This window comes from Enterobacter sp. TMH.L2 (assembly GCF_050847315.1).
GTDB lineage: Bacteria > Pseudomonadota > Gammaproteobacteria > Enterobacterales > Enterobacteriaceae > Cedecea.
In genome coordinates, this window is sequence record NZ_CP193791.1 from 1129853 (window position 1) to 1150139 (window position 20287).

Consider the following 20287-nt stretch of genomic DNA (forward strand, 5'->3'; position numbering starts at 1 on the left):
TCAGGCGGAGAGCGCCGCTTCGGCCTCTTCTTCGATGGTCAGCTTCCAGCCGGTCATGCTTTCCCAATACAGCTGTTCACGCTCCAAATCCAGCTGGACCAGCGTGTTCTGGCTGAACCAGTCGTGCGGGAAGCGCAGCGTCCAGTGGTTGTCGTCGGTTTCCAGCACCAGCGTCGGCGGGGTGGTTGTCGCCTGGCGCTGGTTATTCAGCAGCGTGGCCAGACGAATCAGCTGAATCAGCGGCAGGAACTGTTTCTTTTTAAACAGCGTGAAGCGCGGCAGATCGTCCAGCTTAATGGCCTTGCGGTGGTAGCGCACCAGGGAAGCCATCAGTACCTGCTGCTCCTGGTTGAAGCCCGGCAGGTTGCTGTTTTGCAGAATGTAGGCCGAGTGGCGGTGCATCCCGCTGTGGTTGATGCCCAGCCCGACTTCATGCAGCATCGCGGCCCACTTCAGCAGCGCGGCCATCTGCGGGTTAGCCAGCTTGTGGTTCTGTTTTTCCCACTGCTGGTACAGCAGTTCAACGGTTTCCAGTACCCGACGAGCCTGATCGCTGTCGATGTGGTACTGCTCCGCCAGGCTTTGCGCGGTGCGAATGCGAATATCCTGATGGCGGAAGCGGCCTTCCATTTCGTACAGCACGCCTTCGCGCAGCGCACCGTCAGACAGGCGCAGCTCGCGGATGGCGAGCGCATCAAACACGCCGCACAGAATGGCCAGCCCAGGCACAAACACCGCTTTACGCTCTTCGGACAGGCCCGGCAGGCTCAGGGCGTCGAAGGTTTTAAACTTCAGCACTTCCTGCTGGAGCATGTCCAGGCGTTCCGGGGTGATCATCCCGTCTTTTTCGCCCATCTCGATCAGCACTTCATGCGCCGCTTTAATGGAGCCAGAGGCGCCCATCGCGACTTTCCAGCCCTGCAGGCGATATTGCCAGGCAAGGGTTTCCAGTTTTTGGATAGCCGCCATGCGGGCGCGCTTGAAGTTTTCCGGGCTGATGACGCCGCCAGGGAAGAAGTTTTGTGCGAAGCTGACGCAGCCCATACGGCGACTTTCCACCAGCATTGGCTCAAAATCTTCGCCGATCACCAGCTCGGTGGAGCCCCCGCCGATATCAATCACCAGCTTGCGGCCTTTCTCCGGCTGAGTGTGTTCCACGCCCATAAAAATCAGACGGGCTTCTTCGTTCCCGGGAATGATTTCGATCGGGTAGGGGATCACTTTCTCCGCGCGTTTCAGAAACTCAGCGGCATTGGTGGCCTCGCGAAGCGAGTGGGTGCCCACAATGCACACGTTGTCTGCTGCAAATCCCTGCAGGCGTTCGGCAAACAGCGCCAGGCAGGAGAGCCCACGCTCCATGGCCTCCTCGCTTAATTTGTTATCGGGCCCGAGGCCATCCGCGAGGTGCACGCGCTGCTTCAGGCGGCCAATGATTTGCATGGCGCCATCCACCACACGGGCAATGACCATGTGGAAGCTGTTCGAGCCGAGGTCGACCGCAGCAAATTCCTGCGGCCGTGGAGCATGGTTTGATATCGGCATAATTTTATCTTCGCCTGAGAGCGTTAGTCAGGTTGTTCCAGAGTTTTAATATAATCGTAGATCGCCAGCTGCGAACGCACTTTCCGGCGGTTGCCGCGCGGCACATAGCGATTACTCAGTTCTTTGTCGATGATGCGCGCTTTCACCGTGTCGTTCAGCTGGATATCAATGATATCGAGCATACGCTGCTTCAGGCGCGGATCGAGGACCGGGACGGCCACTTCAATGCGGTAGTCGATGTTACGGGTCATCCAGTCGGCTGACGAGAGGAAGACTTTTTTATCGCCACCGTTTTCAAAAATATAGACCCGGTCGTGCTCGAGGTAGCGGTCAACGATACTCTGCACGCGGATATTATCGCTGATCCCGTCGAGTTCTGGAATCAGCGAACACATGCCGCGTATTAGCAGGTTCACCTTCACGCCCGCGCTGGAGGCCGCATAAAGTCTGTCCACCAGGCCTTTGTCTACCAGGTTATTCAGCTTCAGCGTGATCCCGGCAGGCTGCCCGTTCTGGGCATTTTTGATTTCGCGATCGACCAAATCGTACAGCAGGCGACGCGAGTTCTGCGGCGACACCAGCAGATAGTCGAAGGTCACCGGGCGGTACGGATTTTCGATAAAGTTGAACACGCGACGCACTTCGTTGGTGATGCGAGCATCGGCGGTTAACAGGGAATAGTCCGTGTAGAGACGGGCGGTTTTCTCGTTAAAGTTACCGGTCCCAATATGCGCATAACGCACAATCTCTTCGCCTTCCATGCGGGAAATAAGGAACAGCTTGGCGTGAATTTTCAGCCCCGGCGCGGAGAAGATAACGTGCACGCCCGCCTCGGTAAGGCGCTTCGCCCAGTGGATATTCGCTTCTTCGTCAAAACGTGCCTGCAGCTCGACCACCACGGTGACTTTCTTGCCGTTATGGGCGGCGTGGATCATGGCGTCAATAATGCGTGAGTCTTTCGCCACGCGGTAGATATTGATTTTAATCGCCAGCACGCTTGGATCGAAGGAGGCCTGGCGCAGCAGCTCAAGAACGTGTTCGAAGGTGTGGTACGGGTAGTAAAGCAGGACGTCACGCTCGCGGATGGCGTCGAACCCGTTACGGAATTTATCGAACCAGATATGGCGCAGGCGCGGCAGCGGCTTGTTCACCAGGTTAGCTTTCCCGACGTTCGGGAAGCCAATAAAGTCTTTAAAGTTGTGGTAGCGTCCGCCGGGAATGATCGAGTCGTAGTTGGAAATGGTCAGCTTGTCGCGCAGCATCTCCACCATCGCATCCGGCATATCGCGCTGATAAACAAAGCGCACCGGCTCGGCGGTCAGACGCTGTTTCAGGCTGGAGGACATCAGTTCCAGCAGGCTGGATTCCATTTCGGTAACCAGGTCGTACTCGGCGTCACGCGTCATCTTCATTGAATAGGCGTTGAGCGCGTCGTAATCGAAGAATCCTTTGAAGATCTCGTCCAGGCAGTAGCGCAGGATGTTATCCAGCAGGATCATCGGCTTGCGGCGACGTGGTGCTTCCGGCGGCAGGTTCACAAACCGCGGCACTTTGTCCGACGGGATCTCCAGCAGCGCGTAGCGAATGCTGTCCCCACGAATGATTTCGACCGCCAGGTAGGTGTAATCGTCCTTCAGGAACTGCACCAGGTCGGTATCGCGGTTGATCAAAATCGGCGTGATGTGCGGGCGAAGCTGATGCTTGAAGTAGCTGCGCAGCCAGCTTTGCTGATTTTCGGAAAGCTGACGTTCGTTAATCAGGAAGATTTGGTTGCGGGCCATCTCCAGCAGCAGCTCGTTATACAGGCTGTCAAATTCCTGATCGGCCTTCAGCACCCGAGCCTGAATCTTGTTCAGCAGGTGGCGCTGGTTGGAAGGAGAACCCTGTTCTTCACTGATTAAAATGCGGCGCTTCAGTTCGGCGAAACGCACTTTATAGAATTCATCGAGGTTATTGGAATAGATGCCGAGAAAACGCATCCTTTCAATCAACGGGTTGAGCTTGTCCGCCGCTTCCTGCAGAACGCGTTCGTTAAAAGACAACCAGCTCAGTTCTTTTTCGATATACAGCTTATCCTGACCCATTAGTCCTCACACTCCGTTTTCGTGGACGTGGCAATGCCGTCACCGTCACGTCAGTTATTATGGCGAGCTTTAGCGGAGAATGTCCAACTATGCAGATGAAACTCTCTCATCTGACCATGACAACTTTATGAGAGACAGACACAAAAAAAGGGCCTAAGCCCTTTTTAGTTAAATTATTCTGCTGCATGTCCCTGCGGGGGCAGCTGCACGCCATCAAGCCAGGCGGCGTTTTGGCGCATTTTTAGTCGATCGTCGAGGAACCAACTGACGACCAGCGGGTAAATCGCGTGTTCCTGGTGCTGAACGCGGGCGGTGATTTCGTCCTCATCATCCCCTTCAAATACCGGCACTTTGGCCTGCAAAATGACCGGGCCGCCGTCCAGTTCGTCAGTGACAAAATGCACGGAAGTGCCGTGCTCTTCATCGCCGTTTTCCAGCACCTGGCGGTGGGTATGCAGACCGGGATATTTCGGCAGCAGGGAAGGGTGAATGTTGAGTAAACGACCGCTGTAGCGCGCCACAAAGGCCGGGCTGAGAATGCGCATATAACCCGCCAGCACCACGACGTCCGGCGCGTAGGCGTCAATCTCCTGCATCAGCTGGCGATCGAACGCCTCCCGGCTGGCAAACTCGCTTGCCGTCAGCGCGTGGGTCGGGATCCCGGCTTCGCGGGCTCGCTCAAGGCCGAACGCGTCGGCCTTATTGCTGAACACCGCGCTGATGGTGCCGTTAATCTTCCTCTGCTGGCAGGCGTCAATGATCGCCTGCAGATTGCTTCCGTTACCGGAAATCAGCACCACAATGTGTTTCATTACTCAATAACCACGCGCTCTTCGGAATCAGATGCCTTGATGATACCGATTTTCCACGCCTTTTCACCTTTGGCCTGCATCAGCGCAACGGCTTTATCCGCTTCTGCCGCCGGCAGCGCAATGACCATGCCCACGCCGCAGTTAAAGGTGCGGTACATTTCGTGACGGCTGATGTTGCCGGCCTGCTGCAGCCAGTTGAAGACGGCTGGCCACTGCCAGGAAGATTCGGTGATAACGGCCTGGGTGTTGTCCGGCAGTACGCGCGGAATATTTTCCCAGAAGCCGCCGCCGGTCAGGTGGGCGATGGCGTGAACATCCACGTTTTCAATCAGCTCAAGGATATTTTTCACGTAAATGCGGGTTGGCTCGAGCAGGTGATCCGCCAGAGGTTTCCCTGCCAGTTCGGTGGTCAGCGGGTCGGTGCCGCTCACTTCCAGCACTTTGCGCACCAGCGAGTAGCCGTTGGAGTGCAGGCCGCTTGAACCCAATGCAATCAGGACATCGCCATCGGCAACTTTAGACCCGTCGATGATTTCAGACTTCTCAACTACGCCTACGCAGAACCCGGCCACGTCGTAGTCTTCCCCGTGGTACATGCCTGGCATCTCAGCGGTTTCACCGCCAACCAGCGAGCAGCCTGACTGCAGGCAGCCTTCGGCGATGCCGGTGATAACGCTGGCGGCAGTATCCACGTCCAGCTTGCCGGTGGCGTAGTAGTCGAGGAAGAACAGCGGCTCGGCGCCCTGAACCACCAGGTCGTTCACGCACATGGCGACCAGGTCAATGCCGATCGCGTCGTGGCGTTTTAAATCCATGGCCAGACGCAGCTTGGTCCCCACACCGTCGGTGCCGGAAACCAGAATCGGTTCGCGATATTTCTGAGGCAACGCGCACAGCGCACCGAAACCGCCCAGGCCACCCATCACTTCCGGGCGGCGGGTCTTTTTCACTACGCCTTTAATTCTGTCGACCAGAGCGTTACCAGCATCAATATCTACACCGGCATCTTTATAGCTGAGAGAGGTTTTATCGGTCACTGCTCGTTCCCCACGGGTGGTATATAAGAAAAACGCGGCAATTCTAACAGTGGAGGCAAACGTTTGCGAGCCTCTTGTCATCGGCAAGAAAAGAATTCCTGAGATAGACTCAATCCAGTCCGGTTGATCTCGATCATCCCATTAGCTGTAGCGCAGCGGCAAAAAAGCGGTATAATCCGGCGATTTTTTTTGTGGTAGCCAACTATCTCGGGGGAGAAAGAGTATGAAGATCGTGGAAGTGAAACACCCACTCGTCAAACACAAGCTGGGCCTGATGCGCGAGCAAGACATCAGCACCAAGCGCTTTCGTGAACTCGCCTCTGAAGTAGGCAGCCTGCTTACTTATGAAGCCACTGCGGACCTGGAAACCGAGAAAGTCACCATCGAAGGCTGGAACGGCCCGGTGGAAGTCGACCAGATCAAAGGCAAAAAAATTACCGTTGTGCCAATTCTGCGTGCTGGCCTTGGCATGATGGAAGGCGTTCTGGAAAACGTACCCAGCGCGCGTATCAGCGTCGTTGGCGTTTACCGCGATGAAGAAACCCTGCAGCCGGTGCCTTACTTCCAGAAGCTGGTTTCTAATATAGAAGAACGTATGGCGCTGGTGGTTGACCCGATGCTGGCGACCGGCGGTTCTATGATTGCCACCATCGACCTGCTGAAAAAAGCGGGTTGTACCAGCATTAAGGTACTGGTGCTGGTTGCAGCGCCGGAAGGCATCGCCGCGCTGGAAAAAGCGCACCCGGACGTGGAGTTGTACACCGCTTCTATCGATCAGGGCCTCAACGAGCACGGGTACATTATTCCTGGCCTCGGTGATGCGGGCGATAAGATATTCGGAACAAAATAAGATTCATCAGCCGACTTTGAAAGTCGGCTTTTTTTTGATTGAAGCAAACACCGTTCGTTAAAAATAACACTTAGAGGAAAACAACATGACCCGCCGCGCCATTGGGGTAAGTGAACGCCCGCCCTTACTGCAAACGATTCCGTTGAGCCTGCAGCATCTGTTCGCCATGTTCGGCGCAACCGTGCTGGTGCCGATCCTGTTCCACATCAACCCGGCTACGGTGCTGCTGTTTAACGGCATTGGCACCTTGCTTTATCTGTTCATCTGTAAAGGCAAAATCCCGGCGTATCTGGGGTCCAGCTTCGCGTTTATCTCTCCGGTATTGCTGCTGCTGCCGCTGGGGTATGAAGTAGCCCTCGGCGGATTTATCATGTGCGGCGTGCTGTTCTGCATCGTGGCGCTGATTGTGAAAAAAGCCGGTACCGGCTGGCTGGACGTGATGTTCCCTCCGGCGGCGATGGGTGCGATTGTTGCGGTTATCGGTCTTGAGCTGGCGGGCGTGGCGGCTAACATGGCCGGACTGTTGCCTGCGGATGGCGCATCCCCGGATTCCACCACCATTATTATCTCGCTGGTGACGCTGGCGGTCACGGTGTTTGGTTCCGTGCTGTTCCGTGGTTTTATGGCCATTATCCCGATTCTCATCGGCGTGCTGGCGGGTTACGCGCTCTCCTTCGCCATGGGCGTGGTAGACGTGACGCCCATCCTCGAAGCGCACTGGTTCGCGCTGCCAACCTTCTATACGCCTCGCTTTGAATGGTTCGCTATCTTCACCATTCTGCCTGCGGCGCTGGTGGTTATTGCCGAACACGTGGGCCACCTTGTGGTGACCGCGAATATCGTGAAAAAAGACCTGATTCGCGACCCGGGCCTGCACCGTTCGATGTTTGCCAACGGCATTTCAACCGTGTTCTCCGGCTTCTTCGGCTCCACGCCAAACACCACCTACGGTGAGAACATCGGCGTCATGGCGATCACCCGCGTGTACTCGACCTGGGTTATCGGCGGTGCGGCAATTATCGCCATTCTGCTTTCCTGTGTCGGCAAACTGGCGGCGGCGATTCAAATCATTCCGGTGCCGGTGATGGGCGGTGTTTCTCTGTTGCTGTACGGAGTGATCGGCGCCTCCGGTATTCGCGTGCTGATCGAATCCAAAGTGGATTACAGCAAAGCGCAAAACCTGATCCTGACCTCCGTGATCCTGATCATCGGGGTGAGCGGGGCGAAGGTGCACATTGGTGCGGCAGAGCTGAAAGGCATGGCGCTGGCGACCATCGTCGGCGTAGGCCTGAGTCTTATTTTCAAACTTATCAGCATACTGCGCCCGGAAGAAGTCGTGCTTGACGCGAAAGACAACGACGCGCAGGCCTGATCGTTTCCTCGCCGGGCGGATCCTCGCCCGGTTCTAAACCTCAGCCATTCTGTGTTAGACTCGTTTCGATTTTCTGCCTGTTATGGTTGAGGTACTTCTGAATACGCCGGCACAGCTCTCACTGCCACTCTATCTTCCCGACGACGAAACCTTTGCGAGTTTCTGGCCGGGTGACAACCCTTCTTTATTAGCCGCCCTGCAGGCGGTACTCCGTCAGGATCACAGCGGGTACATCTATTTCTGGTCGCGTGAAGGCGGCGGGCGCAGCCATTTGCTGCATGCGGCCTGCGCAGAGCTTTCCCAGCGCGGTGAAGCCGTGGGCTATGTGCCGCTGGATAAGCGCACCTGGTTTGTGCCGGAAGTGCTCGACGGGATGGAGCAGCTGTCGCTGGTTTGCATCGACAATATCGAATGCGTGGCCGGGGACGAGCCGTGGGAAATGGCGATCTTCAATCTTTATAATCGCATTCTGGAATCCGGGAAAACGCGCCTGCTGATCACAGGTGACAGGCCGCCTCGTCAGCTCAATCTGCAGTTGCCTGACCTGGCTTCCCGCCTCGATTGGGGGCAAATCTACAAGCTGCAGCCGCTTTCCGATGACGACAAGCTGCAGGCGCTGCAGCTGCGCTCCCGGTTGCGGGGGTTTGAGCTGCCGGAAGACGTGGGGCGTTTCCTGTTAAAACGCCTCGATCGCGAAATGCGAACCCTGTTTATGACGCTCGATCAGCTCGATCACGCCTCGATTACCGCCCAGCGCAAACTCACTATTCCGTTCGTCAAAGAGATCCTCAGCCTATAGTTTTCCCCGTCCGCCGACGGGGAATGTCTCGTTATACCTGGCGTAATCTTTCTGCCGCAGCGTCCAGCGTCGCTTCCTGCTTGGCAAAGCACAGGCGAATCAGCTTGTGCGGGAAAGCATCCGCGCAGAACACCGACAGCGGGATCGCCGCCACGCCCACTTCTTTGGTCAGCCACTGGCAGAAACTCACGTCGTCGAGATCGGAGATTTCGCTGTAGTCGGCCAGCAGGAAGTAAGTCCCTTCGCAGGGCAGAATTTCAAACCGGCTGTCCGCCAGCGCTTCAACAAAGCGGTCGCGGCGCGCGCGGTAAAACTCCGGCAGTTCACGATAATGTTCCGGTTCGGCACGCAGCATGTCGGCAATCGCAAGCTGCGCCGGGGTATTCACCGCGAACGTCAGGTACTGGTGAACTTTACGCAGCTCCGCACTGATGGCCGCCGGTGCCACGCAGTAGCCCACTTTCCAGCCCGTCATATGGAACGTTTTGCCGAAAGAGGACACAGAGATAGCGCGCTCGCGCAGCTGCGGGTGGGCCAGCACGCTGGCGTGGCCTTCTTCGTCGAAGCAGATATGCTCGTACACTTCGTCGCTCAGCACGTAGACTTCGTGCTGCGCAATGGCCTGCCACAGCGCGGCAAAATCACTTTTGCGCCAGACGGTAGCGGAGGGGTTGTGCGGCGTGTTAAGAATGACGAGGCGAGTTTTGTCGCTCAGCAGGGCAGCAAATTCTTGCCAGTCGACGCGGAAGTGCGGCGGCTGGAGAGCAATACGTTTCAGAATGCCGCCGGAAAGCGTCACGGCTGGGGCATAGCTGTCATAGCTTGGGTCAAAGCAAATCACTTCATCGCCCGGACGAACCAGCGCGGTGATGGCGGCATAAAGCGCTTCGGTGGCGCCAGCGGTGACCGTAATATCAGTATTGGCATCCGGCTTGTGGCCGTACAGCGCTTCGGTTTTCTCGGCGATGGCTTCGCGCAGGTCTGGAACGCCGGTCATCGGTGCATACTGGTTTGCGCCCTGGCTGACGTGAAACGCCAGGCGTTCCTGCAGGTAGCGCGGGCCGTCAAAATCCGGGAATCCCTGGGAAAGGTTAATCGCATTGTGCTGCTGCGCGAGGGCGCTCATTTGCGTGAAAATAGTGGTGCCGAGCGCCGGCAGTTTGCTTTCTGGAATCAAAGGGGAGTGGCTCATTATTCTTCGACCTTAACGTGGTGCGTGTGTTTCCCTGTGTTGCCGGGACTATAACACGATGTTAAGATTTAGCAATCAAGACGCTTAGACGTCTAAATAATAATGACCTCAGTTGCCAACATAACGCAGCGTTAACGGCTGGAGAGATGATGATTCGCGCCATTGTTACCGATATTGAAGGCACCACCAGCGACATTCGCTTTGTGCACAACATCCTGTTCCCGTATGCCCGCGAACGCCTCGCGGGTTTTGTTCGCGAGCAGCAAAATGAAATAGCCCCAATACTCAACGACCTGCGGGCGGAAATTAATGAACCGCAGGCGGATATTGAACGGCTGATTGAGACGTTGTTTAGCTTCATGGATGTAGATCGTAAATCTACCGCGCTAAAAGCGCTGCAGGGCCTTATCTGGCGGGATGGCTACGTGAATGGAGACTTCACCGGCCATCTCTATGATGACGTTCTGCCCGCGCTCAAGGCCTGGAAACAGCAGGGCATTGCCCTGTATGTCTATTCATCCGGCTCGGTGGCGGCGCAGAAGCTGCTTTTTGGCTACAGCGACGCCGGGAATATTACTGAGTTGTTCAGCGGCTATTTTGATACCCACGTGGGGGCCAAGCGTGAAGCGCAGTCCTACCGCAACATCGCGGCGGAGATGGACGTGGCACCTGAGTCGCTGCTGTTCTTGTCAGATATTCACCAGGAGCTGGATGCCGCACGGGAAGCCGGTTGGCAAACCGTGCAGCTTATTCGCGGCGAGGCGGATGACGTCAGCCACCATCGCCAGGTAAACCGTTTCGACCACATTAATCTGGAGTCGTTTTCTTCATGAGCGCATTGACCATTTTTACCGATACCGAAGCAAAGGAGCCGGTATGGCACAGCACGGACGCGCAAGAAATTCGCGAGCAGTTGAACGCCAAAGACGTGCGTTTTGAACGCTGGGAAGCGAACCAGGATTTAGGCAACGACCCAACGCCGGAAACGGTGATCCACGCTTATCAGCATGCTATCGACAAGCTGGTGGCGGAGAAGGGCTATCAGAGTTGGGATGTGATCAGCCTGCGGGCGGACAACCCGCAGAAAGACGTGCTGCGGACTAAATTCCTGTCTGAACATACCCACGGCGAAGATGAAGTACGTTTCTTCGTCGAAGGCGCAGGGCTGTTCTGCCTGCATCTGGACGACAAGGTGTATCAGATCCTCTGCGAGAAGAACGACCTGATTTCCGTCCCGGCGGGAACACCGCACTGGTTTGATATGGGGTCCGAGCCGCATTTCACCGCGATTCGTATTTTTGATAACCCGGAAGGCTGGGTGGCGCACTTTACCGGCGATGCGATTGCGGATGCTTATCCACGCTTGCCGTAGGCTGTGATTGACCCTCTCCTGGTAAAGGAGAGGGGGAAAATTGTGAATCTGTAGTGCGTTCTATTCCTTCTCCCCTTTGGGGAGAAGGTCAGAATGAGGGGCATTATTTCTTCGGTAAAAATACCCCATCCCGAACCTGTTCCGGCGTCACCACGCCCGTATCCAAAATCCAGCCGCTAATCAACTCTGCCGGGGTAACGTCAAACGCCGGGTTATACACGCTTGCGTTGTCTGGCGCCCACTGCACGCTGCCAAAGCTGCCCGCCACGCCGGTCACTTCACTGGCGGCACGTTGCTCAATCGGAATGGCTTCGCCGTTCGGACAGTTTCTGTCGAGCGTGGTATGAGGCGCGGCAACGTAGAATGGAATGCCGTGGTAATGCGCCAGCACGGCCAGGCTGTAGGTGCCGATCTTATTGGCCACGTCACCGTTCGCGGCGATGCGGTCCGCGCCCACCCAGATGGCGTCCACCTGCTTTTTCGCCATCAGGCTGGCGGCCATGGAATCGCAAATCAGCTGGTAAGGAATGCCCAGTTCACCCAGTTCCCAAGCCGTCAGCCTGCCGCCCTGCAGCAGCGGGCGGGTTTCGTCCACCCAAACGCTGGCGACGTTCCCTTCGTTAAATGCCCGCTGAATAACGCCCAGCGCGGTGCCGACGCCTGCGGTAGCCAGCCCGCCGGTATTGCAGTGGGTCAGCAGGCGGCTACCGGGTTTAACCAGCGCCGCGCCCGCCTGGGCGATGTTATCGCACAGCACTTTATCTTCCGCCACCAGCCGCAGCGCCTCTTCTTCGAGTGCAGCCACAACATTTTCCTGAGCCAGCGCCTGCTTCATGCGGTCGAGGTTATTCATCAGGTTTACCGCCGTCGGGCGGGACGCCCGCAGGGTTTCCAGGGCTTCAGCGAGCTGAGCTTTTGTCAGCCCTTGCTCCGCCAACAGCGCCAGCAGCAGGCTGGCGGAAAGGCCGATGAGCGGCGCGCCGCGTACGCTGAGGGCGTGAATATGCGCGACCAGCTGTGACACGGTGTGCGCCGGGAGCCAGTTTTTCTGCTGCGGCAGCGCCTGCTGATCAAGGATCCAAAGGTGGTTATCACGCACTTCAAGGCTGGTGGTTTTTAAATTATGCATTCGTGTTAATTCCATGTTGCGTTGTTGCGGTATATTGTGCCAACATGACTTCCAGATGTATAGACGTCCAAACGTCTTAATTGACTTTATTTTCTGAGAGGATCGCCATGTCGCAATACCGCACTTTTACCGCCGCTGACGCAGTGGCCTATGCTCAACAGTTTGGCGGGCTGCAGACGCCGTCTGAGCTGGTGGAGGCGCAGGAAGTGGGCGACGGCAACCTCAATCTGGTGTTTAAAATCTTTGATACTCAGGGCGTCAGCCGGACTATCGTGAAGCAGGCGCTGCCGTATGTGCGCTGCGTGGGCGAGTCCTGGCCGCTGACGCTGGATCGCGCTCGCCTTGAGGCACAAACCCTGGTGGAGCACTACCAGCACAGCCCGGAACACACGGTCAACGTGGTGCATTACGACCCAGCGTTGGCGGTGATGGTGATGGAAGATCTCTCCAGCCATCGCATCTGGCGCGGCGAGTTGGTGAAGGGCGTTTATTATCCTCAGGCGGCCAGCCAGCTTGGTGAGTATCTGGCAAAAGCGCTGTTCCACACGTCAGATTTTTATCTGCATCCGCACGATAAGAAGGCGCTGGTTGCCCGCTTTATCAACCCGGAAATGTGCGAAATCACCGAAGATCTGTTCTTTAACGATCCGTATCAGATCCACGAGCGAAATAACTACCCGGCCGCGCTGGAACAACAGGTTGCCGCGCTGCGAAGCGACAGCGACCTAAAGTTGGCCGTGGCGTTACTGAAGCATAAATTCTTTTCCAGCGCGGAAGCGCTGCTGCACGGCGATATCCACAGCGGGTCGATTTTCGTTGCGGAAGGTAGCCTGAAAGCGATCGACGCTGAATTTGGTTACGTGGGCCCGGCCGGGTTTGATCTTGGGACCGCCATCGGCAACCTGCTGCTGAACTACTGCGCGCTGCCGGGGCATTTTGGTCCACGGGATGCAGCCAGCCAGCGTGAACAGCGCCTGAAGGATATTCAGGAACTGTGGCTGAGCTTCTCAGAGCGCTTTACGGCGCTTGCCCGCGAGAAAACACGCGACTCGGCGCTGGCAACGGAAGGCTACGTTGAGCACTACCTACAAAAAGTGTGGGTTGATGCGGTAGGCTTCTGCGGCACCGAACTGATTCGCCGCTCGGTTGGTTTGTCGCACGTTGCCGATCTGGAAAGTATTGAGGATGAGGCGGCGCGCCTGGCCTGCGTCAGCCACGCTATTGAGCTGGGCAAGTTTTTGATTCTGATCGCCGGGCAGGTGAATTCGGTGGATGAGTTTATTGCGAGGGTTCGGCAGAAGGGGTGAGTTTCTCTGCCTCAAAATTTATTTCAACCGTTAATCTCTTCTATGAGGGTCTGGCGAAAGATTCCGTTCACCTCAAGCACAAATTTACATGCAGCCACCGCACCGGTGAACGTGTCAGGGAGATAACGCCATCTCCCAACCCTGGTGCCCGGCGAGCTCATCGCCGCTGAAGCGGTAAACCCACCGGCTATCACCCAAATATTCGGGGTCGTTCGCGATTCGTTCCCGACGATCGCTCTCTTTCGTTGTTCCCGACAGCTCAACCCCGCCTGAGTTGGGTCATCACCGGAGGCTGAGAGCGTCGGGAACGCATCTCAGGCGACCCAGGACTGGGAGATAAAACGGAGGTCTGCCGCTTCAGCGGTCGATTTATTTGGCCGGGAGCCCGGGTTCTCAGGGGAGTGACGGTGACTCCCCTGAGACGTTCACCTATGCCGGGTTACCTATAAAACAGGACTGGAAGTGAACGGAATTTCATCCATATCTGCATAAAAATTATCAATGGCAAAGAAATTGCCTCTTTAAGCAAACTACCCCAAATACTCAATAATCGACAACCCGCCGTTATAATCCGTGCTGTACACAATCCCCTGAGCGTCGACAAAGACATCACAGGACTGGATCACCTGCGGGCGGCCAGGACGAGTATCCATCATCTTTTCCGGGGCGGCAGGCACCAACGCACCTGTTTCTACCGGGCGGTACGGGTTGGAAATATCGTAGGCTCGCACGCCAGCGTTCTGATACGTCGCGAAAATTAGCGTATCGCTGATAAAGCTACCTGGGCGGTTTTCGTGCAGATTATGCGGGCCGAAATGCGCGCCTTTCGCCACATAATCAATCTCATCCGGCTGCGGGAACGTGGAGATGCTGACCGGGTTCGACGGGTCGCGAATATCGAACAGCCAAATCAGCTTCTCGCCGTCCTCCTGATTGTCCAGTACCGCTTCGTCGAGTACTACCAACAAATCGCGATTCGGCAGCGGCAGCGCCGTATGGGTGCCGCCGCCAAACGGCGGGCTCCAGTTACGGTGGCTGATGAGCTGCGGCTGAGCGCGATCGGAAACGTCCAGCAGCGTCAGGCCGCCGTCGCGCCAGCTGGCATACGCCGTGTCGCCGCTGATAATCGCGTGGTGTAGCGCATAGCGTTTGCCTTCCGGCCAGGTGGGCTGCTCGCCTGCTGCAGTGTTCATGCCCGGCAGCCACCAGTTGCCTGCCACCTGCGGATTGCGCGGGTCGGCGAGGTCGATAGTCAGGAAGATATAATCGCTAAACCCATCGATCAGCGCGGAAACATATGCCCAGCGGCCGCCCACATACCAGCAGCGGTGGATGCCGATGCCGCTCAGCGACAGGAAGCTGATTTCTTTGGGTTTATCCGGCGTGGAGATATCAAAAATGCGTAATCCGGCGCTCCAGCCTTTGTCCTGCACGTCGCGAACCGTTTCGCCAACCGATTTGGTGTAGTAAACCTTCTCATCGGCGAAGCGCACGTCGGCAAACAGATCCCGGGCGTTAATCACCAGCAGCAGGTCGTCGTGCGCCTGCAGGTGAATATTCCAGGTACCCGGCGGCGCGGGCACGAAGCCCGCCGCTTTCGGGTTTTTAGGATTGCGGACGTCCACAATCGAAAAGCCCTGCGACACCATATGGCCGATATAAGCATAGCCCCGGTGCACCATTAGCTGCACGCCGTCCGGTTTTCCTCCCTGATCGCTATGGCCGATCAGCCGCATATTGCGGCTGTATTCGGGTTGTGGCAGTGCCATTGCGGAACTCCTTATTTATTTTTCGCTTCGAGCGTGGCGAACCACGGCGCGATAAAGTCGTCGGTCTGGCCCCAGCCTGGAATGATTTTGCCCAACGAAGTGACGTTGACCGGGCCAGGCTGGCTGGCTAGCAGAGCCTGCGGAATGGCTGCGGCTTTAAAGTCGTAGGTCGCAGGCGTTTGTTCCCCGGCGATCTTGTAGGCCACCAGGCGCACGTTGGTGGCACCGATCAGCTTCGGATCGACCGCCACGCTGACTTTCCACGGGCTGTTGGCTTCGCGCATCAGCTGAATGTCCTGGTTGGAAACGTCTATGCTATAGAGCTTAATTTCGGTACGGCCGTTTTCCTGCAGCGCTTTATAGGCGCCCTGGCTGAAGGCATCCCAGGTGCCCCAGATGGCGTCGATTTTGCCTTTCGGGTACTTCGCCAGCACTGCGCCCACTTTGTTGGCGGTGTCGCCCTGCACGTCGGAAGAAACCGCGCCGATGGACTCCAGCTCTTTAATGCCCGGGTTGGCTTTGAGCAGTTCCTGATAGGCCGCCTGGCGGCGTTCCATCGGTGGGAAACCGGCCACCCACAGCTTGATGATGTTGGCTTTGCCGTTGAAGTCTTTGACCAGCTGGCCGAAGGAGAGGCTGGTCAGCGAGGCGTCGTCCTGCTGGGTGACGGTCACGCCGGGAATGGTGCCGTTTACGGCGGTATCAAAGACCGACACCGCAATGCCTGCGGCTACGGCTTTTTTCACCAGTTCGGTGGAGTAAGGATCGCGACCCTGAGAAAGAATAATCCCGTCATACTTCTGGCTGATCGCCTGGTTCACAAAGTCCTGGAAGCGGGCGTCGTCGCCGTTGCTCAGGAACGTGCTGACCTTGAAGCCCAGCTTTTTAGCCTGTTGAACCGCACCTGCGACAAACTGCGTGGTGTTGTCGTCGGAGCCCAGGTTGCGGATCACGGCGATGCGGATTGGACCGTCGTGGGCGGCGATTTTTTCCGGCACCGGCGATGCCGTAGCGGCGTGGCCCGGCAGAGCGGCAAGCAGGCTAAGCGCCAGCAGCGAAGTTGTCAGTTTTTTCATGGTCGTTACCCTGTGTGAAGTTGTTGTTTTAGCGTCGTTGTATGTAAGTAATTGCCAGTGCGGCAGCCAGCACCAGGCCTTTAATAATGTCCATCGCGTAATAGGGCACGGAGAGCATCACCAGCCCGTTTTGCAGCACGCCCAGAATCACCGCGCCTACCAGCGTGCCGAGCGCGTTAGGTTTACCGGAACCTGCCAGAGAGAAACCAATCCAGGCGGCAGCCACGGCATCCATCAGGTAGCCGCCACCGGCGTTAACCTGTGAAGAGCCAATACGTGAGGCCAGCAGGATGCCGCCCAAACCTGCCAGCAGCGAGGCCAGCACGTAGGCCGCCACGCGGTAACGGGTGGTGCGAATGCCGGACAGGCGAGCCGCCTCCGGGTTGCCGCCGATGGCGTACATCCGGCGGCCATGTTTGGTCAGAGAGAGCGCGAGCTGTGCGACCAGCGTGACCACCAGCATGATGATGACGATGGTCGGCACCTGCCCGAGCAGGCCAAAGGCGGCGGGAATCGTCCCTTCCGCCATGTCGCCGCTCGGTAGCACCATGTTTTCGGTGATCGAGCCGCCATAGCTGTAGGTCATTGCCACGCCCTGAATCACAAACAGGCTGGCAAGCGTGGCAAGCATGTCGGGAATTTTGAGCACCACGATCAGGAAGGCATTGAATAACCCGACCAGCGTGCACAGCACCAGGGTGATAAGAATCGCTTCGGTGGTGCCGAAGCCGTGCCAGACGAACAGCGAAATCACCAGCGCGTTGGCCAGCGAGGCGGTCGAGCCGACGGACAAATCAAACCCGCCCACGGTGAGTGAGATAGACACGCCGATGGCAATCACCGTCACGATGGCGATGGAGCGCAGGATATTGATGATGTTGTTCGGCTCAAGGAAGCTGTCGGACGCGATGCCGAACAGCGCCACCAGGGCCACCACGGTGAGCAACATCCCCCATTTGTAGAGAAAGTCAAAGAACTGCTGGCGGCCTGACGCGCTGGCCTTAAGGGATAATGCTTTGCTCACGCGGGGGTTCCTCCGGTGGAGTAGAGTAATAATGTTTCTTCGGTAGCCTGGTGGCCGTCCAGTTCAGCGACGATGCGCCCGTCCCACAGCACGCAGATGCGATCGCACAGCCCGACCAGCTCGGCAAATTCGCCCGAGGCGTAAATCACCCCTTTGCCACGGCGGGCCAACTGGTCAATCAGCACGAAGAGGTCGGTTTTGGCTTTGATGTCTACGCCTTTGGTTGGCTCATCAAAAATCAGCACGTCGGCTTCGTTGCGCAGCCATTTGCCGATGGCCACTTTTTGCTGATTGCCGCCGGACAGGCGGCGCAGCGTTTGCGCCGGGCCGCTGGTGCGAATGCCCAACTGCTGAATGGTCTCCTCCGCCCAGCGCCTGGCTTTGCGGTAGTCGAACAGCCCCCAGCGGGTAAACTGGCTGTCGGCGCTGACGACGAGATTCATGGTGACCGATTCGTCGATAAAAATGCCTTCTTTGCGGCGCTCCTCCGGCACCAGCACAACGCCGCGAGTGACGGAATCCGCCGGGTCGGTCGGGTGCCAGGCCTTGCCTTTTAATTCGCCGCGATCAAGCGTGCTGCGGGTGGCGCCGAACAGCGCTTTGCAAAGCTCGGTTTTCCCCGCTCCGGCGAGGCCCGCAATGCCCAGAATTTCGCCTTTGCGCAGGCGCAACGAGATGTCGCGCAGCAGCGTATCGTCATGCAGACCTTCCACTGCCAGCAGCGTGTCGCCCTCAACCGGCGGGCGGTGAGGGGGATAAATGTCGTCCAGCTGGTGGCCCAGCATTTTCTCGACAATCTCTTCGCCACTGAGATGCCCCATCGGGCCGCTGTCCACCAGCTTGCCGTCGCGCAGCACCGTCATCTGGTCGCAAAGGGCTTTCAGTTCATGGATGCGGTGGGAGATAAACACCACGCCAATGCCACCGCTTTGTAGTCGCTGCACGACGCGGAAAAGATGCTCGCTTTCCTGGCTGTCCAGCGGGGCGGTAGGTTCGTCGAGGATCAGAAAGCGGCAATGATGTGAGAGCGCCCGCGCCAGCAGGATTTGCTGTTTTTCCGCCAGGGTGCATTGCTCAATACGTTTTTTGACGTCGATCTCCACGTCGAGCTGCGCCAGCGCTTCTCGAGCCTGCCGGTAAATTTTCGACCAGCGGTAGACATGCCCCGTTTCGGCCAGCTTATCGAGCATGATGTTTTCCGCCACGCTCAGGCCCGGCACCAGGGCAACGTCCACTTCCTGCTGCACCAGATGGATCCCCAGCAGTTTGGCGTCACGAGGGTTGCGGATCGTCACCGTTTCACCGTCGATCAGGATTTCGCCCTGATAACCCTCGTGCGCGCCGGAAAGCACCGCCATCAACGTGGATTTACCCGCGCCGTTTGCGCCGGTTAAAGCATGTACCGAGCCGCCCTCCAGCCGGAAATTCACCTGGCTCAGCGCGTTAAAGCCCGCGAAGGCGATAGAGATTTCTCGCATCTCAAGGCGGTTAAGCGTGGTCATAGCGGCGGCGGCTTCCGGGTTTAATGAATTGATCTGTCGAATTTTTAACGGCCTTCTGGGTTGCGGGCAATGAACGAAAAGACATAAGATAAAGCAAAATGATATTAGCCGTCCAGATGTCTGGACATATCATCGGCATAGAATATATCCCGCCAGCGAAGAAAAGGAAATGCATCATGACCAGCACCGCTATCCGCGTGGTTACCGGCCCCGCGAATTACTATTCACACCCCGGCAGCCTTGCTCGTCTGACTGAGTTTTACAGCGAAGATCAGCTGAATAACGCAGTCTGGATCTACGGCGAACGCGCGTTTGCGGCGGCCCGGCCTTTCCTGCCGGCGGCGTTTTCGCTGCCCGGTGCGAAGCATATTCAGTTTGGTGGGCACTGCAGCGAAAGCGACGTGCAGAGGCTGGTGGCGGAGTCTGGTGAACGTCAGGTGGTGATCGGCCTCGGCGGTGGAGCGCTGCTGGATACGGTCAAAGTGGTTGCTCGTCGGCTGAATGCGCCAGTGGTGGCGATCCCGACCATCGCGGCAACCTGTGCGGCCTGGACGCCGCTGTCCGTGTGGTATAACGACGCCGGCCAGGCGCTGCGCTTCGAGATTTTCAACGATGCTAACCATCTGGTGCTGGTGGAGCCGGAAATTATCCTGCGTGCGCCGCAGGAATATCTGCTGGCCGGCGTCGGTGACACGCTGGCGAAGTGGTACGAAGCGGTGGTGCTTAGCCCGCAGCCGGGAAATCTGCCGCTGACCGTGCGCCTAGGCATTGGTGCGGCGCTGGCGATCCGCGATGTTTTGCTGGAGCGCAGCGAACAAGCGCTGGAAGATCAGCGCCAGGGCAAGTTAAGTCAGGCGTTTCTGGACGTGGTCGAGGCGATTATTGCCGGGGGCGGGATGGTGGGTGGCCTGGGCGAACGTTACACCCGCGTTGCCGCCGCGCATGCCGTCCATAACGGCCTGACGACGCTGCCGCAAACCGACCGCTTCCTGCACGGCACGAAAGTGGCCTACGGGATTCTGGTACAGAGCGCACTGCTGGGGCAGGACGATGTTCTGGCGCAGCTGACGCAGGCCTATAAGCGTTTCAATCTGCCAACAAAACTGGCGCAGTTGGATGTGGATATCCATAATCGTGCCGACCTGGATAAGGTGATTGCCCGTACTTTACAGGCCGGGGAGTCGATTCATGCGCTGCCGGTGGCGCTGTCGCCGGAGAGTTTGCTGGCGGCGCTGGAGAAGGTTGAGGCGTTGTAAAGATTTGCCCCTCACCCTAACCCTCTCCCCACAGGGGAGAGGGGAAAAACCAGAAGCGACGTCGTGGTTGAGGACAACGTTAGTCGTAAAGCGAGGCACGGTTCCGGCTTAAATCGCCTCCGTTTTCTCTCCGACTGGCCAGCCTCCGGCCGTCGGGAACGGCC

General features: G+C 57.5%; 17 protein-coding genes. 7 read left to right on the forward strand and 10 right to left on the reverse strand.

The features are described 5' to 3' along the window. The 4 genes from ppx to purM form a co-directional block, all read right to left on the reverse strand. Positions 1-1542: an exopolyphosphatase gene (ppx, locus tag ACREYP_RS05485; protein ID WP_008459374.1), complete on the reverse strand. Its 1542-nt coding sequence runs from the start codon at positions 1540-1542 to the stop codon at positions 1-3. A 23-nt stretch (positions 1543-1565) separates the two neighbouring features. After that, complete coding sequence (ppk1, locus tag ACREYP_RS05490) at positions 1566-3626, reverse strand: polyphosphate kinase 1 (RefSeq protein WP_166871768.1); 2061 nt, start codon at positions 3624-3626, stop codon at positions 1566-1568. Positions 3627-3799: 173 nt separating this feature from the next. Further along, entirely contained in the window at positions 3800-4438 is a 639-nt protein-coding gene (purN, locus tag ACREYP_RS05495; RefSeq protein WP_008459370.1) for a phosphoribosylglycinamide formyltransferase, read from the reverse strand. Beyond that, positions 4438-5475: a phosphoribosylformylglycinamidine cyclo-ligase gene (gene purM, locus ACREYP_RS05500; RefSeq protein ID WP_336819144.1), complete on the reverse strand. Its 1038-nt coding sequence runs from the start codon at positions 5473-5475 to the stop codon at positions 4438-4440. The genes purN and purM overlap by 1 nt, the downstream gene beginning before the upstream one ends. Before the next feature lie 223 nt (positions 5476-5698). On the opposite strand from purM, the gene upp reads away from it, so the two are divergent. The 3 genes from upp (at position 5699) to ACREYP_RS05515 (ending at position 8496) form a co-directional block, all read left to right on the forward strand. Then, the gene (gene upp, locus ACREYP_RS05505) at positions 5699-6325 is read left to right on the forward strand and encodes a uracil phosphoribosyltransferase (RefSeq protein WP_008459367.1); all 627 of its coding nucleotides are present in this window, start codon (positions 5699-5701) and stop codon (positions 6323-6325) included. Between the two features lie 85 nt (positions 6326-6410). Further along, on the forward strand, positions 6411-7697 hold the full coding sequence (uraA, locus tag ACREYP_RS05510) for a uracil permease (RefSeq protein ID WP_336819145.1): 1287 nt from the start codon (positions 6411-6413) through the stop codon (positions 7695-7697). A gap of 97 nt (positions 7698-7794) precedes the next feature. Further along, positions 7795-8496, forward strand: coding sequence for a DnaA inactivator Hda (locus ACREYP_RS05515; protein WP_213715630.1), 702 nt, complete (start codon positions 7795-7797; stop codon positions 8494-8496). Positions 8497-8527: 31 nt separating this feature from the next. Here ACREYP_RS05515 and ACREYP_RS05520 read toward each other — a convergent pair whose 3' ends face one another. Beyond that, complete coding sequence (locus tag ACREYP_RS05520; RefSeq protein ID WP_498881183.1) at positions 8528-9688, reverse strand: pyridoxal phosphate-dependent aminotransferase; 1161 nt, start codon at positions 9686-9688, stop codon at positions 8528-8530. A gap of 149 nt (positions 9689-9837) precedes the next feature. On the opposite strand from ACREYP_RS05520, the gene mtnC reads away from it, so the two are divergent. Together mtnC and ACREYP_RS05530 are read left to right on the forward strand one after the other, a co-directional pair. Further along, on the forward strand, positions 9838-10521 hold the full coding sequence (gene mtnC / locus ACREYP_RS05525; protein ID WP_336819211.1) for an acireductone synthase: 684 nt from the start codon (positions 9838-9840) through the stop codon (positions 10519-10521). Continuing rightward, positions 10518-11060 (forward strand): 1,2-dihydroxy-3-keto-5-methylthiopentene dioxygenase, encoded by a 543-nt coding sequence (locus ACREYP_RS05530; protein WP_008459357.1) that lies wholly within the window; start codon positions 10518-10520, stop codon positions 11058-11060. The genes mtnC and ACREYP_RS05530 overlap by 4 nt, the downstream gene beginning before the upstream one ends. 103 nt (positions 11061-11163) lie before the next feature. Here the strand turns inward: ACREYP_RS05530 and mtnA are convergent, their stop codons facing one another. After that, the gene (gene mtnA / locus ACREYP_RS05535; RefSeq protein ID WP_336819147.1) at positions 11164-12189 is read right to left on the reverse strand and encodes an S-methyl-5-thioribose-1-phosphate isomerase; all 1026 of its coding nucleotides are present in this window, start codon (positions 12187-12189) and stop codon (positions 11164-11166) included. Between the two features lie 107 nt (positions 12190-12296). On the opposite strand from mtnA, the gene mtnK reads away from it, so the two are divergent. Beyond that, on the forward strand, positions 12297-13496 hold the full coding sequence (mtnK, locus tag ACREYP_RS05540) for an S-methyl-5-thioribose kinase (protein WP_336819148.1): 1200 nt from the start codon (positions 12297-12299) through the stop codon (positions 13494-13496). A gap of 530 nt (positions 13497-14026) precedes the next feature. Here mtnK and ACREYP_RS05545 read toward each other — a convergent pair. From ACREYP_RS05545 to ACREYP_RS05560, 4 genes are read right to left on the reverse strand one after another with little or no spacing between them, the layout of a single operon-like run. Then, positions 14027-15265, reverse strand: a complete 1239-nt coding sequence (locus tag ACREYP_RS05545) for an LVIVD repeat-containing protein (RefSeq protein ID WP_336819150.1) — start codon at positions 15263-15265, stop codon at positions 14027-14029. 11 nt (positions 15266-15276) lie between these two features. Continuing rightward, complete coding sequence (locus ACREYP_RS05550; RefSeq protein ID WP_336819151.1) at positions 15277-16341, reverse strand: sugar ABC transporter substrate-binding protein; 1065 nt, start codon at positions 16339-16341, stop codon at positions 15277-15279. 28 nt (positions 16342-16369) lie between these two features. After that, on the reverse strand, positions 16370-17365 hold the full coding sequence (locus tag ACREYP_RS05555; protein ID WP_008460348.1) for an ABC transporter permease: 996 nt from the start codon (positions 17363-17365) through the stop codon (positions 16370-16372). Next, entirely contained in the window at positions 17362-18867 is a 1506-nt protein-coding gene (locus ACREYP_RS05560) for a sugar ABC transporter ATP-binding protein (RefSeq protein WP_336819152.1), read from the reverse strand. Before ACREYP_RS05560 ends, ACREYP_RS05555 begins: the two co-directional genes overlap by 4 nt. A 176-nt stretch (positions 18868-19043) precedes the next feature. Here ACREYP_RS05560 and ACREYP_RS05565 point away from each other — a divergent pair, with 176 nt between their 5' ends. Then, positions 19044-20123, forward strand: a complete 1080-nt coding sequence (locus ACREYP_RS05565; protein WP_336819153.1) for an oxidoreductase — start codon at positions 19044-19046, stop codon at positions 20121-20123. The last annotated feature ends 164 nt before the right edge of the window (positions 20124-20287 follow it).